Origin of the sequence: Aminobacter sp. J41, from assembly GCF_000526635.1 — a bacterium.
Classification (GTDB): Bacteria; Pseudomonadota; Alphaproteobacteria; order Rhizobiales; family Rhizobiaceae; genus Aerobium.
Genome location: NZ_JAGL01000020.1, coordinates 67,619 through 81,178, shown reverse-complemented (window position 1 = coordinate 81,178; position 13,560 = coordinate 67,619). Strand labels below are relative to the sequence as shown.

Here is a 13,560-nt window from a genome sequence, read left to right as displayed (position 1 = left end):
CGCGAGATGATCTCCTGGTAGGCAAGCTGGATCCTGCCCCAGTTGCCAGGCACGCCTTCCTCAATACCGGTCTCGATCATCTTGACGATGTCGCGGCGGATAATGGTGATCTTTTCGCGTGCGAGCCGGACAGCGCGACGCTCGGCGCGCGTCTGCTCTGCCAGCGTCTTGAACTCCGCAGCCCGGGCAACCAGCGGCGANAGGTCAAAGCCGTAGGCCTGCTCGATTGAGCCCCCCTCCCCTTTTCGGGCAAAGCGCTTGCCGTTGGGACTGTCGCGGCGGATGATCAGGCCGCACTCGACAAGGTTGGCGAGATGCCGGCGCAGCGTTGCCGGCGACATGCCGTTGGCACGCGCAATGAGCTGCTCATTCGACGGCCACACGACCAGTTGACCTGTCCCCGAAAGCTCCGCGTCGGGGTGAAACGACAGCAGCGCGTCCAAGATCGCGAGCCCCCTGTCTGTGGCGCCGATCGCATTGCGCGCTTCCTTGATATCCCTGAAAACCTGCCACTTTTGCACGCTGGCAGTGCTGGCGACGTCCTTTGCCGCCATCTGCGCTGCCAACATGCCGAGCGACAGCGACCGCCGGCCGAACGGCGTCGTTGCCAAATGCGTCTGCATCTTTCCCTCACCTGCGTTGAGGCAAAAGAAACCTGCTCGCCAAAACGACGCACCGAGCCACCAGGACTCTTGACAGCGATTCGTGGATTTGCGATTCTCAGTGTTGCTACACGATCTGAGAAGGCTTCCGCGGCGGTGACGTTTCGGGGGCCTTTTCTTTTGCCGGCTACTGCTCCTTCAAACCAGTTTCACGGAATTCATCGTAGAGCGCCTGCAGGCGCTGCTGGATGAATGCTCCAAATTGCGGGTTCACGCGCTTGTCGAATGTGAGGACAAGCCGCCTGTCATTTTCCGATATCGAGACCGGCTTCGTGCCGTCCGGCGCAGTCCAGCTGGCCGGAACCGCCCGCGCCTTCACGGTGGCGAGCAGCTTGTGGACGGCGTTGAAGCGCTCGTCGCTCGACATCGAGGAAAATTCACTGTCGCAAATCAGCTTGCCGACGCGGCCGCGCTTCGCGCGGTCCTCAAGCATGTCGGCAAGCTCGGCCCAACGCTGCCGGCCGATCGACGGAGCCGAGCCGATGGCCTCGATGATGTCAGCCGGCACCCGCTTGACCAGGGCGATCATGCGCGAGAGCGCCGCCTTGTCGACGCCGAGCGCCGCCATGATCACGTCGCGCGAAAAGCCCCTCTCCTCCAGTCGCAGCGCAAAATAGCAGCGTTCGATGTAGCTCAGGTCCTGGCGGCTGTTGTTTTCCTGGCCCTGGCTGACGACGAGCTCCTCATCGCTGAGCTCGCGTACAACTGCCTTGACCTGCAGGCCCAGCTTTCGCACCGCGGAGAGACGACGGTGACCATAAGCAAGCTGGTAGCGGCCGGCCTCCGTCGGGTGCGGGCGCACGAGGATCGGGACCAGCTGGCCGTTCTCACGGATTTGCTGCACCAGCGCGTCCTGCTGCGCCGGATCGACGCCAAGGCGATCGACGACGATGGCGCTGTCGATCGTCGCCGGATCGAGCTCGACCACGACATGCCCCTGGCTCAGCTTTCGTTCGATTTCCTCGGCCCGCGTGGCACGCGAATTGATTGCTTCAAGCGACTGCGAGATCGCGCCGACCGGCGTCGACGGCGTAAGGTTAAGCCCAAGCAAAGGCCGCTCCAGCTGGCGCGGCTGCGGCTGCTGCACCTCGGCCGGTGCCGGGTCGGTGTTGGCGATCTCGAAAAGGTGCTTGCGCGCCATCTCTACTTCCGTTTCCAGGTCTTGCGGATCAGGTCTTCGATCTCCTCGTTGACCTTCGTCAGCGACTCCAGGGCGCGGTCATAGGTGCCGCGCGTGAACTGTGAGCGGTCCACTTCGTAAAGCGTCTGCTTGGTCAGCCCCGCATCCGAAATTGCGGTCGACTTCAGCATGGCGTTCTCGAGCACGCGGTTGCCGAAGATCGAGCGCATAAAGCCGGCCATCTGCGTCTGCGGCCCGTCGTTTGGCTCGAAGCGCGTGATCAGGTAGCGCATCCAGTCGTAGTCGGTATCGCCGCCCGCATCCTCCACCACCGCCAGGAGGTCGGAGGTCATGTGCAGGAACTGCGACATCGACATCACGTCGAGCATCTGAGGATGCACGGTGATCAGCACAGCGGTTGCCGCGCAGAGCGCCGACAGGGTCAGGAAACCGAGCTGCGGCGGACAGTCGATCACGACGATGTCGTAGGCGCTTTCGATGGCCGACAGCGCCTCGCCAAGCCGGCTGAAGAAGATGGTTTCCTGTGCACGGTCGGCGAGAACCTTTGCCGTCTCGTGCTCGAATTCCTGCAGTTCGAGATTACCGGGAATGACGTGCAGGCCGGGCGTGTAGGTCGCGCGGACGATCTCGGTGATGCTGCGGCGCTGGGGTCCATAGCGCAGCGCGCCGTAGATGGTGTCGCCGGGCGCGACGTCGAGCTCAGGTTGGTGGCCGAACATTGCCGAAAGGCTCGCCTGCGGATCGAGGTCGATCGCCAGCACGCGGTAGCCGCGCAGCGCCAGGTACTGGGCAAGGTGCGCCGATGTCGTCGTCTTGGCGCTGCCGCCCTTGAAGTTCATCACCGAAACGACCTGCAGCTTTTCCCCCGGCATACGGTGACGCACATATTTACGCATGCCGCCGGCGTCGAGCACCTGGCGGATAGCGTTGATGTCATCAACCGAATAGAGACGGCGGCCATTGGCCTGCGGCTGGGGCCCGTGCCCGTCCGCCACGATCTGGCGCAGATAGCCTTCGTGGATACCGATGAAGCTTGCAGCCTCACTTGGCGTGAACAGGCGCATGCTCTTCTGCGCGGTCGGCGGGAAGATGCGCTGCTGGTGCGCCTGCAGCTGCCGCGACAACTCAGCGGCGTCCGAGGCGATCATCTTCCGCAGATTTGGCGGGCTTGCCTCCGCGAAATTTGTCATATCCAACATGCCAACTTCGATCCGCGCTTTTTTTGCGAAAATTCTAGAAAATGCGCAGATGAAGATGCGGTGATTCTGCCCCTGGGGCAAACCCTTTTTCGTTAACGGAAAGTTAACGCCAATTTCGCGCTAAGGGCAGAGATTCATCCATGGAAACGGTCGCGAATACGAGCTCGTTGTACACGTACAACGTCCCCTCCCCTACTCCGAATAAGCGAAGGCCGGGAATTTCTCTCCCGGCCTTTGGTCAATCAACCCTTGGGGACGTGTTACGCGCCGAATCCGCGTGCAACCACCCGCGCCAGCCTCTCCGAGAACGCGCGTGGATCGACCGGCTTGTCGCCGTCGAGTATGCGCGCTTCATCGAAGAGCAGGTGTGCCACGTCCTGACGGAATGCGAGGTCGCCTTCGCCCTGCGCCGCCAGCTTGCGGATGCGCTCGTTGCGCGGGTTGATCTCGAGTATCGGCTTGGAGGCGGTTTCCAGACGACCGGCAGCACTCAGCAGCCGCTCGATCTGCCGGTCCGGTCCGTGCTCCGGCGCCACCAGACAGACTGCGCTTTCCGTGAGGCGGTCGGAGGCACGGACGTCGATGACGGCATCGCCCAGCGTCGACTTCATGAAGGCGATGAAGGTTGCCATCTCCGGCGTCATTTCTTCCTTCGGCTTTTCATCGCTGTCGGGCAGCGGGATGTCCTTGAGATCAGCCGTGCCCTGCGTCACCGATTTGAACGGCTTGCCCTCGAAGAAAGGCGCCGTCGAGACCCAAAAACTGTCGACCGGATCTGTCAGCAGCAGCACCTCGATACCACGCGCCTTGAAGCCCTCAAGCTGCGGCGAAGATTCAAGCCGCGCGCGGTCGTCGCCGGTCATATAGTAGATGGCCTTCTGGCCTTCCTTCATCCCGCCGACGTAATCGGCAAGACTGCGCCAGCCGTCCCCTGACGTCGTGGTGTGGAAGCGCGAGAGCTTCAGCAGCTGCTCCTTGCGATCCCAATCTTCATAGAGGCCTTCCTTGATGACCGCGCCGAAGTTTTCCCAGATCTTCGTGAAGGTATCCGCGTCGTTCTCGGCCATCTTGGCAAGGTCGCCGAGGATGCGGTTGGTCACGCCCTTGCGGATCGCAGCGAGCAGGGGGCTCTCCTGGATCATCTCGCGCGACAAGTTGAGCGGCAGATCTGCCGAGTCCACAAGACCGCGCACGAAGCGCAGGTAGCGCGGCAGGATGTCGGCCTCGTCGGTGATGAAGACGCGGCGCACGTACAACTTCATGCGGCCCTTGCGGTCGGGATCGAACAGGTCGAACGGCCGCATGCTCGGGATAAAGGCGAGGACATTGTATTCCTGCCGGCCCTCGGCGCGGAAATGGATCGTCGCGGCAGGTTCGTCGAAATTGCCGGAAACGCTCTTATAGAAGTCGGTGTATTCCTCCGGCTTTACCTCGGTTTTCGAACGCACCCACAGGGCGCTGCCGTCTGCCACTTCGCGTTTTTCGTCGTCCGGCTTGTCGATCAGCGAAATCGGGACGGGAACGTGGCCGGACTGGTTCTTGATCAGCCGCTCGAGCTGGTACGGCTGCGTATATTCCTTGGCGTCCTCCATGAGGTGGAGGACGACACGTGTGCCGCGGGTAGGCGCCTCATCGAGTGCAACCTGTGCCACTTCATAGGAACCCTTGCCGTCCGACGTCCAGCGCCAGGCTTCCTGGGCGCCGGCGAGGCGGGTAAAGACCTCGACTTTCTCCGCCACCATGAATGCCGAATAGAAGCCGACGCCGAACTGGCCAATCAGTTCGGCGCCCTCGCCGGCCTTTGCCGCTTCAATCCGCTCCATGAACGCCTTGGTGCCGGAACGTGCGATCGTGCCGAGTGCCTCTACAAGGTCAGCGCGGCTCATGCCGATGCCGTTATCCTCGATGGCCAGCACCTTCGTGTCCGGATTCGCAACGACCGTGATGCCAAGCTTCGGATCGTCAGCGAGCAATTCGGGCCGGGCTATCGCCTCGTAGCGCAGCTTCTCGCAGGCATCGGCTGCGTTGGAAATCAACTCGCGCAGAAAGACGTCCCGATCCGAATAGACGGAGTGGACCATCATGTGCAGGAGACGCGCGACGTCCGCTTCAAATGATAGCGTTTCGGGCTCTTTGATTTCAGTGGTCATTCAAACACCTGAACTGTTTTCATCTGCGAAATGGCGCGCTCCAACACGCTCACCACCCCGCGCAAGTCGACCTGTGGAGCTTGCTGCCGGAGGCAGCAGCCCCGCCGTCAGGATGGGGAGTTGTACACGTACAACTACTCCAGAGTGCCCGGAACCAATGCATGGCATAGCCCCCCGGCGAGCTTGAGCTAATTGGTCCCCAGCGCCGTTTCAAGTGCCACAAAACGTTGTAAACGCGCTCCATTCGCTGGGGAAGGGCGCGTGGCCGAACTCAATCGGTGGGGAAGGTGAGGACGACCCTGGTGCCGCCGTCTGCAACGACCTCGAGTGAACCATCAAGTTGCGCAACGAAGCCGTCAATGAGCCGCCTTCCCATGCCCTTCCGGTCGCCACTGGTGTCGTAGCCGTCACCGTCATCAACGACGGTGAGCTTCGCGCCGTCGCCTTCGCTGGTCAGTTTGACCTCAAGCCGCCCTGTCTCGCGCTCCCGGAACGCATGCTTGAACGCGTTGGAAACCACCTCATTGAGGAAGAGTCCCACGGGCAAGGCGCGGTCGCGCGAGATACTAATCGGCTCAAACGAGGTCGCCACATCAACGGCGCCGGGAAATCCGGCAGCGACCTCATTGACCAGCCGTTCAAGATAGGGCGCAAGGTCGAGCCGGTCGAACTGGTCGTTCCCGTAGATTTGCTCGTGCACCGCCACCATGGCGCCGATACGACGCGCAAGATCGTCCTTGCTATCCTTCGGCATCGGCTGCAGCCGGATGAGTGAAGATACGGCCTGAAGATTGTTTTTCACGCGGTGATGAATCTCGCGCAGCAGGAACTCATTGTGCTCGAGCGCCTGGACGAGCTGCTTGCTGCGTGCTGCGTCCGCGCGCAACAGATGGATGATCCAGCCAACGCCGAGTACAAGCAAGCCGAGCATGGGCAGACCGACGGCCAGCCCGATCCGCAGGCTCGACCAGAAGAAGCGGAGAGCCTCAGACTTCGCGATTCCGGTCGTGGCAATCAGCGGCCAGCTTGCCACCTTTCGAAAACCCACAACACGCGGGATGCCATCCGTTGCCGAGGACGTGCTGTGATAGAAGCCGGCGTCTCCTCCCACAAGCTCCGTGAACAGGCGCGAGGTGCCTAGATTGATTGCTTGCGGCAGCTGCGGGTAGCGCGCGACAATCCAGCCGTCGGGACGGACGATCGCGATTGAGGAATCGGGGCCGAGGTCCATCGTTGCCCAATATTCACCCATGGTCCGCGTGGGGATCGCAATGCTGGCCGCTCCGTGAAACTCGCCATCGCGTGAGATGCGCCGGGCGACGACGAAAACTTGCTCGCCGCTCAGCCGCTCCTCTAGCTGCGCTGAGATGAAAAAGGCGGCCCCGTCGCGAAGGTGCTGGAAGTACTCGCGATCGGAAACGTCGATGCCAATCGCTTCCGCCATGCTCGACATTCGCAGCTGCCCGGTCTCGTCGTAAACGGAATACTGGAATCCATCCGGAAGGTCGGAGACGGCGTCGCGCAGATTGGCAATCGTTCCGGGAGAGGCCCGTATCGGATCCGGGCCACTGACGGCATCGATACGGCGCAGCGCCTGATCGCTCGCCTCCATCAGCCACTCCATGTGAGCGGCAACCACCTGCGCCGAAGACTTGGCGCGCGCTTCACTTAGTTCGATCGCGGCATTGTAGCTCTGCCAGATCATCAGCGCGCCGAGGATCGAAATGCCTGCGAGCATGATGACAGCGAGCCATATGGCTGCGATAGGGGCCCTGATCAGGCCGCCCAGGCTTCTTTTCTGCCTTTCCTCAATAAGCAGCGCCAACCGTTCCCCCTCATGCTACCCGGTTAGGGTGAGGGGAGGTTAGCGTGAAATGTCTGCAGAGTCTTGCATCTTTAGGAACAGGAACCGTAGCGCTCAGGAACCCTCGCCCGGCTGTCTGAGCCAGCCAGCGCCAAGCTTGACCTTGGCATTGTCGCCTACGTCGGGCCGCCCTGCTCCGACTGCCGCGGCGAACAATTTCACGTAGCTGACGACAGTGCCGGGGCTGTCCCAGTACTGGGCATCTTTCGGTGAGACCTTCAGCACCCTGATGTCAGGATCTTCCGGACTGTCCCACCAAGCCTTGGCCGGAGTTGACCAAAGTTCCCGTATCTTCTCGCGGTCGTTGGACACATGCGCGATGCCGGTGACGGCGACGTATTTCTGATCACCCGCATCGGCGAAGGCGAGCGCGACGTGCGGCTCAGCCTCAATCTCGTCGTCCTTGTGGCTCTTCACGTCCGTCAGGAAATAGATCGCGTTGGCGTCCCGATCAACGTGCGCCGCCATTGGGCGGGAGCGAATGTCTTCGCCTTCGCGTGTTGAAAGCATGCAGAAGCCGATCTTTTGCATCAGTTCCCACACGCGGTCGGTATCTTCACTTGTCATCTTGTCGTCCTTTCGCGCCCCCAAACACGAACAGGGAGACGGCGGAGTTGTTCCGCAGTTCGTGGCCGGGAGAATAAGATGAAGAAGTGGATGCCGCTCAGGCTACAGTAACGACGAGTGCGGTGCATGGACCATCGCCTATGCGACGGTACCAATGGGGCATGGAGGAATCGAACGAGATGGAGTCGCCCGCCTCCAACTCGTGCTCCTCGCCATCTACGGTAACCGCGATCGTTCCAGCGATCACATAGAGGATTTCTTCCGAACCGTGCTGGTGCGGATCGGTTTCAGGAGCACCGACCGGAAATTCAGCGACGAACGCTTCCATCTTGCGATCGGTGAGGGGGAAGTTGAGGCTCTCAAACAGATAGCTGGGATCAGGCGCGTTCGCAGGGATCGGCAGCTTCAGCCGTTCGGAATGCCGTGTCACTGCCACGCGCGGGCCGCTGCGGCTGAAGAAGTGATTGAGCTCGACGCCGAAAACCAGCGCGATGCGCGTCAGTGTCGGTAGCGTTGGAAAAAGCTGACCGCGCTCGATCTTCGACAACATCGCCGGCGACATTCCGGTGTGCTCGCCGAGCTGCACGAGCCCCATCTTCTTCTTGAGTCTAAGCGTGCGGATGCGGGGGCCGATCCGGTAGCGTTCAAGCTCTGATGTCAGGGTCTCGGAAAGCACGCAACAAATCTCCTTTCGCTCAGCGACAATGTAGGAAAGCGTCTTTTCTTCTCAAGAGAAACCTCTCGAATGTCACGACAACGTGAATTGAGCGAAAATCTTTTTGCTCCAGATGAAAGACCTCGGGAGCGCCCCATCAGCAAAGGAGCACTGACATGAACATGAAGTCCCCAATCGCCGCCGCCCTTATCGGCCTGGCCTACGTCCTTCCTGCCCAAGCGCAGGACAAGGACATCGTCGACACCGCTGTCGCAGCTGGCGACTTCAAGACGCTCGCCGCGGCGCTGGATGCCGCAGGCCTCGTGGAAACCCTGAAAGAGGAGGGGCCTTTCACCGTTTTCGCGCCGACCGACGCTGCTTTTGCCAAGCTCCCTGCCGGAACTGTCGAGGATCTGCTGAAGCCCGAGAACAAGGACAAGTTGGCAGCGATCCTCACCTATCACGTCGTTTCAGGCAAAGTGATGGCATCTGACGTCGTCGGCCTCGACGAAGCCAAGACCGTCAACGGCAAGTCGGTCGACATTGAGGTCGAAGGCAACAGCGTCAAGGTGAACGATGCCAATGTGACGGCGACGGACATCGCCGCCAGCAACGGCGTCATCCACGTCATCGACACGGTCATCCTCCCGCCGGAAGGCTGATCCAGTAGGGGAGGGGAGGAGAGGCGAGAAGAGGGGAGGGGGCCGCGGCTGCCTCCTTCCTTCTGCGACCAGCTAACGAAGGGCTTGGAACAACCTGCGGACGAGAAGGTTACCCGGCCATGGAGAAAGAAAACTCACGCCTTGGCAAAGGCATTGGCACGCTCGCCGTCATCGCCCTCATTGCAGCGAGCATTGTCGGCATCTTCCACGTCGGCATGTCCGACGACACCGGCAAGACGATCGTTGCTGTGCCGGTCAATATTCCCAACTAGCCAACGAAGGGGAGCTGCCATCCCCCTTAGGGGTTGTCGGTCAAAGGAGCACGCCATGAACGACAACAACGAGTGGATGCATCCGCACACCGCGAACGAAGAACTGGTTCGCTATCTCGTCGAGAACTCAGATTTATCGCCGCTGCAGGCGAAAGATCTCGTCGCGAAATACGGTACGGATCGCGAGAAGCTAATTGAGGTAGCACGCACCATGAAGGCCGAGGGCTAGACCCGTCAGGCCGCCTGCAGACCCTGGCGCGCGAGCGCTGAGATCAGGTCAGTCTGCGTGACGATACCGACGATCTGCTCGCCATCTAGTACCGGAACCGCATCGTCGCGATCACCAGCAAGCAGCGGTAGCAGGGCTGCAACCGGCGCGTCGGCATGCACCGGGCGCGGCGTCTTCATTATTTCTGCGGCACACACGGCGCGCTTGCGCTGCGCCCAGGCCGGCAAGAACCCCGACTTGCCATTGGTCTGCACCTTCCTGCCCATCGCTCCCTCGATCAGGTCGAGCTGGAAGATCACGCCGCGGTAGTGCCCGTTCTCTACCACCGGCAGGGATGTGAACCCGCGTTCCATGAAGATTTCGGCGATCTTTTGCAGCGAGGTATCCGGGCTCACCGTCACGAGGTCACGCGACATGATGTCGGCCGCGCGCTGCGGCTTGATCCGGTGGCTTGCGGCCTTCATCTCGGCGGCCGCAACCAGCCGCGCAAGATCCTCGACGCCGAGATTCAACGACTGCCGGTAGCGGGCGAGAATTTCGGCAAGCTCCTCTTCACTGAGACCCAGCCGCGCTTGTGGTGCTGGATCATGTGTGCCGACCTTGTTTGCCTCGTTGAACTGGCGAAGCGGATAGCGGCGGCCGGTCAGCGGCGCATAGATCGCCGCAATGCAAACGAGAACGAGCGTGCCTAGTGCGACGGGCACGAATGCATAGCCGAAGCCGAGCGGCAGGATCTTCTCAGCGCCGATTGCTACCATCATTGCCACGGCACCGCCGGGCGGATGAGTCGCGCGGCAGATCGCCATCGTCACGATCGCGGCAGCAACCGCCAGCGGCACGCTCAAAGCGTGCTCCGGTACCAGATGACAAACGGCAATCGCCGTCAGCGCCGAGACGGTATTACCGAGGATCGCCGGCCAGGGCTGGGCCAGCGGGCTGTTCGGCGCAGCAAACAGGAGCACCGAACTCGAGCCAAACGGCGCGACCAGGTAGACGCCGAGCCACATGTCGCCGGAGAGCAGCATCGCGAGCCCCACGGTCGCCGCAATGCCGATCAGCGCGCCAATCCCTGCACGAACACCTTCGCGCAACGGCACGGCTGCACCCGGCCCAAGGGCCTTCAGATACTGTCGGGCGGAAAGGCTCGGGAAGCGACGCATTCGGTACCGGCGTTCCTGCGCAAGCGCGCAGCAGAAATATAAATCTTGTGGCGGTTTGACGTCTTCTACCAGCGACGAGCGGAATTGGAAGTGTCTCACTGCTCAATTGGCTGGCGAGGCCGGAAAGCTATTCCTCCCCGGTTGACAATGGTGCGGAACCGGTCAGCCTTTGAGCTGACAAGCTTGGGAGGAAGGCATGTCGGCGGAGGAGAGCTACGACTTCATCATCGTTGGCGCGGGCACGGCAGGATGCGTGCTCGCGAACCGGCTGACGGCCGACGGGCGCACCCGGGTTCTCCTGCTCGAGGCCGGAGGATCCGACAACTACCACTGGGTTCATATCCCGGTTGGCTATCTCTACTGCATCGGGAACCCGCGCACTGACTGGCTGATGAAGACGGCGTCTGAGCCCGGCCTCAACGGCCGGTCGCTGGTCTATCCGCGCGGCAAGGTCCTCGGCGGCTGCTCCTCCGTCAACGGCATGATCTACATGCGCGGTCAGGCGGCGGACTATGACGGCTGGCGCCAGATGGGAAATGTCGGCTGGGGCTGGGATGACGTTCTTCCCTATTTCATCCGCTCCGAAGACCACCATGCCGGCAAGAACCAATTCCACGGCACAGGTGGTGAGTGGAAGGTGACCAAGCAGCGCCTGCGCTGGGACATTCTGGAAGCCGTGCAGGAAGGTGCGAAGGAGTTCGGCATCATGCCGCGCTCCGATTTCAACGACGGCAACAACGAAGGCTCCGGCTTCTTCGAGGTCAACCAGAACAAGGGCATCCGCTGGAACACTGCCAAGGGCTTCCTCCGTCCGGCGTTGAAGCGTCCGAACCTGCGGCTCATCACCAATGCACTGACCGAGCGACTGCTGCTCGACGGCCGGCGTGTATTTGGCGTGCGCTTTCGCGTCGGCGATACGATCAATGAGGCGAGGGCGAATGCAGAAGTCATCCTCTGTGCAGGCGCGATCAACTCGCCGAAGCTGCTGGAGCTGTCGGGCATTGGCCGCCCGGACGTCATCCAGTCAATCGGCGTCGAGGTTGTCCACGAAAGCCCGGAGGTCGGCGAAAACCTGCAGGACCATCTGCAGATCCGCACCGTGTACAAGGTCAACGGCACGCTGACCCTCAACACGCTGTTCAACAGCCCACTTGGGAAGGCACGCATCGGCTTGCACTATGCGTTGATGCGCGCCGGCCCGATGTCGATGGCCCCTAGCCAGTTCGGCATGTTCACCAAGTCCGATCCGGCGCTCGAAACGCCCGATCTCGAATATCACGTTCAGCCGCTCTCGACGGACCGGCTCGGCGATCCGCTGCATCGCTATCCTGCGATCACCGTGTCGGTGTGCAACCTGCGGCCAGAAAGCCGTGGCAGCGTTCATGCGCAGACTGCGGCGCCGGCCGAACAGCCGCTAATCAAACTGAACTACCTGTCTGCCCAGCGCGACAAGGACGTAGCGCTTGCATCGGTCCGACAGGCGCGGCGCATCATGACGGCGAAGGCGCTCGCGCGTTTCAATCCCGAAGAAGTGCTGCCGGGACTGTCCGTCGACAGGGATGACGAACTGCTGCAGGTAATCGGCAACATCGCAACCACCATCTTCCACCCGGTCGGCACCTGCCGGATGGGCGTAGATAACGAGGCGGTCGTGGATCCGCGCCTCAGGCTGCGCGGACTTGGCGGGTTGCGCATCGTCGATGCCTCGATCATGCCGAAGATAACTTCGGGCAACACCGCATCACCCGTGGTAATGATAGCCGAAAAGGCGGCCGACATGATCCGGGAAGACTATCGTGCTGCATAACCGACGGCATTCGATTGCCAGAGCCACAAACGTGAATTGTGGAAGGTGGCAGCAAACTTCTGGAAATTCTGCCTTGCATTGGCAGGGCAAATCAAGATTGTTATAAAACGTTACAATTCCGCCGGTGGGGGATGGACCGGCCAAGGGGAGGCACAGCGTGGACAGTACAATCCTCGCGTTCCTGATACAGGATGGCGTGACCAGTGGTGCGATCTATGCGCTGCTGGGGCTCTCGCTCGTCCTCGTATTTGCAGTGACGCGCGTCATCTTCATTCCGCAAGGGGAGTTCGTCGCCTACGGGGCGCTGACTTTGGCCGTGCTTGACGTCGGCCGGATCCCCGGGACGTTGCCGCTGCTGATGGGGCTCGGCATTGCCGCGTTTGTCTTCGACCTTGCCTCATTCCGGCAAAGCTTCCGACCGCAGCACCTCATCACCAGCGCGCTGGTGAACCTCGTGCTTCCCGCCATCGTTTACGGACTTGTGGTCACGGTGCTGCCGATGCAGCCGGGGCCGATTGTGCGCGCGCTGCTTGCGATCCTGATCATCGCGCCGATGGGGCTCTACATTTACCGCGTTGCCTTCCGGCCGCTGGCGAACGCGTCAGTGCTCGTGCTCCTGATCACCTCGGTCGGCGTGCACCTTGCCATGATGGGCCTTGGCCTGTTCGCCTTCGGCGCTGAGGGCCTGCGCGCCCAGCCTCTGATGCGTGGCAGCTTCTCCCTCGGCTTCCTTCCAATCCCGGCGCAGAGTCTCTGGATCTATGGCGCGACGATCGCGGCGATGGTCGGACTCTACATCTTCTTCGAGCGCACCATCCTCGGCAAAGCGCTGCGCGCCACTGCCGTAAACCGGCTCGGTGCCCGTCTCGTCGGCGTGCGCACGAACCTCACCGGCGGAACGGCCTTCGTCCTTGCCTCGACCATCGGCGCCATCTCAGGAGTCCTGATCGCGCCGATCACGACGATCTACTACGACACCGGCTTCCTCATCGGCCTCAAGGGTTTCGTCGCAGCGATCATCGGCGGCCTTTCCAGCTTCCCGGTCACGGCGGTGGCGGCGATCGGCGTCGGGCTCGTCGAGGCGTTCGCCTCGTTCTTCGCCAGCAACTTCAAGGAGATCATCGTTTTCTCGCTGCTCATTCCGGTGCTGATCTGGCGCTCGCTGACCACCGATCCGCATGAGGATGAATGA

Annotated in this window: 13 protein-coding genes; 5 read left to right on the top strand and 8 right to left on the bottom strand. The window is 61.6% G+C overall.

The window, feature by feature from the left end; genetic code table 11:
* The 7 genes from repC to L630_RS0114175 all read right to left on the bottom strand — a co-directional run.
* Nucleotides 1–623: plasmid replication protein RepC (repC, locus tag L630_RS0114205; RefSeq protein WP_024848912.1), on the bottom strand; the 623-nt coding region annotated here is incomplete at its 3' end.
* A gap of 166 nt (nt 624–789) precedes the next feature.
* Complete coding sequence (repB, locus tag L630_RS0114200) at nt 790–1,803, bottom strand: plasmid partitioning protein RepB (RefSeq protein WP_024848911.1); 1,014 nt, start codon at nt 1,801–1,803, stop codon at nt 790–792.
* A gap of 2 nt (nt 1,804–1,805) precedes the next feature.
* The gene (gene repA, locus L630_RS0114195; protein ID WP_024848910.1) at nt 1,806–3,002 is read right to left on the bottom strand and encodes a plasmid partitioning protein RepA; all 1,197 of its coding nucleotides are present in this window, start codon (nt 3,000–3,002) and stop codon (nt 1,806–1,808) included.
* Between the two features lie 260 nt (nt 3,003–3,262).
* Nucleotides 3,263–5,152: a molecular chaperone HtpG gene (htpG, locus tag L630_RS0114190; RefSeq protein WP_024848909.1), complete on the bottom strand. Its 1,890-nt coding sequence runs from the start codon at nt 5,150–5,152 to the stop codon at nt 3,263–3,265.
* Between the two features lie 271 nt (nt 5,153–5,423).
* Nucleotides 5,424–6,890: a histidine kinase dimerization/phosphoacceptor domain -containing protein gene (locus L630_RS0114185; protein WP_144708682.1), complete on the bottom strand. Its 1,467-nt coding sequence runs from the start codon at nt 6,888–6,890 to the stop codon at nt 5,424–5,426.
* A gap of 180 nt (nt 6,891–7,070) precedes the next feature.
* Nucleotides 7,071–7,583 carry a pyridoxamine 5'-phosphate oxidase family protein gene (locus L630_RS0114180; RefSeq protein ID WP_024848907.1) on the bottom strand — a complete coding sequence of 171 codons (513 nt, stop codon included), beginning with the start codon at nt 7,581–7,583 and terminating at the stop codon, nt 7,071–7,073.
* Between the two features lie 97 nt (nt 7,584–7,680).
* Nucleotides 7,681–8,259 (bottom strand): XRE family transcriptional regulator, encoded by a 579-nt coding sequence (locus L630_RS0114175; protein WP_024848906.1) that lies wholly within the window; start codon nt 8,257–8,259, stop codon nt 7,681–7,683.
* A 155-nt stretch (nt 8,260–8,414) separates the two neighbouring features.
* Between L630_RS0114175 and L630_RS0114170 the strand changes: the two genes are divergently transcribed.
* The 3 genes from L630_RS0114170 to L630_RS23175 all read left to right on the top strand — a co-directional run bounded on the left by L630_RS0114170 (nt 8,415) and on the right by L630_RS23175 (nt 9,401).
* Entirely contained in the window at nt 8,415–8,900 is a 486-nt protein-coding gene (locus L630_RS0114170) for a fasciclin domain-containing protein (protein WP_024848905.1), read from the top strand.
* Nucleotides 8,901–9,019: 119 nt separating this feature from the next.
* On the top strand, nt 9,020–9,172 hold the full coding sequence (locus L630_RS22890) for a hypothetical protein (RefSeq protein ID WP_156941765.1): 153 nt from the start codon (nt 9,020–9,022) through the stop codon (nt 9,170–9,172).
* A gap of 55 nt (nt 9,173–9,227) precedes the next feature.
* A complete protein-coding gene (locus L630_RS23175; protein WP_186441283.1) occupies nt 9,228–9,401 on the top strand; it encodes a hypothetical protein in 174 nt (57 codons plus the stop codon).
* 5 nt (nt 9,402–9,406) lie between these two features.
* On the opposite strand, the gene L630_RS0114155 is transcribed toward L630_RS23175, so the two are convergent.
* Nucleotides 9,407–10,561, bottom strand: coding sequence for an HPP family protein (locus L630_RS0114155; protein WP_024848904.1), 1,155 nt, complete (start codon nt 10,559–10,561; stop codon nt 9,407–9,409).
* 196 nt (nt 10,562–10,757) lie between these two features.
* Here L630_RS0114155 and L630_RS0114150 point away from each other — a divergent pair, with 196 nt between their 5' ends.
* Together L630_RS0114150 and L630_RS0114145 are read left to right on the top strand one after the other, a co-directional pair.
* Nucleotides 10,758–12,368, top strand: coding sequence for a GMC family oxidoreductase N-terminal domain-containing protein (locus L630_RS0114150; RefSeq protein ID WP_024848903.1), 1,611 nt, complete (start codon nt 10,758–10,760; stop codon nt 12,366–12,368).
* Between the two features lie 157 nt (nt 12,369–12,525).
* Nucleotides 12,526–13,560 carry a branched-chain amino acid ABC transporter permease gene (locus L630_RS0114145; protein ID WP_024848902.1) on the top strand — a complete coding sequence of 345 codons (1,035 nt, stop codon included), beginning with the start codon at nt 12,526–12,528 and terminating at the stop codon, nt 13,558–13,560.

What these genes read in the sequence shown, in the direction of transcription:
- L630_RS0114155 (WP_024848904.1), bottom strand. Translation starts at nt 10,561, where the DNA reads ATGCGTCGCTTCCCGAGCCTTTCCGCCCGACAGTATCTGAAGGCCCTT.
- L630_RS0114150 (WP_024848903.1), top strand. Translation starts at nt 10,758, where the DNA reads ATGTCGGCGGAGGAGAGCTACGACTTCATCATCGTTGGCGCGGGCACG.
- L630_RS23175 (WP_186441283.1), top strand. Translation starts at nt 9,228, where the DNA reads ATGAACGACAACAACGAGTGGATGCATCCGCACACCGCGAACGAAGAA.
- L630_RS0114170 (WP_024848905.1), top strand. Translation starts at nt 8,415, where the DNA reads ATGAACATGAAGTCCCCAATCGCCGCCGCCCTTATCGGCCTGGCCTAC.
- repB (WP_024848911.1), bottom strand. Translation starts at nt 1,803, where the DNA reads ATGGCGCGCAAGCACCTTTTCGAGATCGCCAACACCGACCCGGCACCG.
- htpG (WP_024848909.1), bottom strand. Translation starts at nt 5,152, where the DNA reads ATGACCACTGAAATCAAAGAGCCCGAAACGCTATCATTTGAAGCGGAC.
- L630_RS0114180 (WP_024848907.1), bottom strand. Translation starts at nt 7,583, where the DNA reads ATGACAAGTGAAGATACCGACCGCGTGTGGGAACTGATGCAAAAGATC.
- L630_RS22890 (WP_156941765.1), top strand. Translation starts at nt 9,020, where the DNA reads ATGGAGAAAGAAAACTCACGCCTTGGCAAAGGCATTGGCACGCTCGCC.
- repA (WP_024848910.1), bottom strand. Translation starts at nt 3,002, where the DNA reads ATGTTGGATATGACAAATTTCGCGGAGGCAAGCCCGCCAAATCTGCGG.
- L630_RS0114185 (WP_144708682.1), bottom strand. Translation starts at nt 6,890, where the DNA reads ATGCTCGCAGGCATTTCGATCCTCGGCGCGCTGATGATCTGGCAGAGC.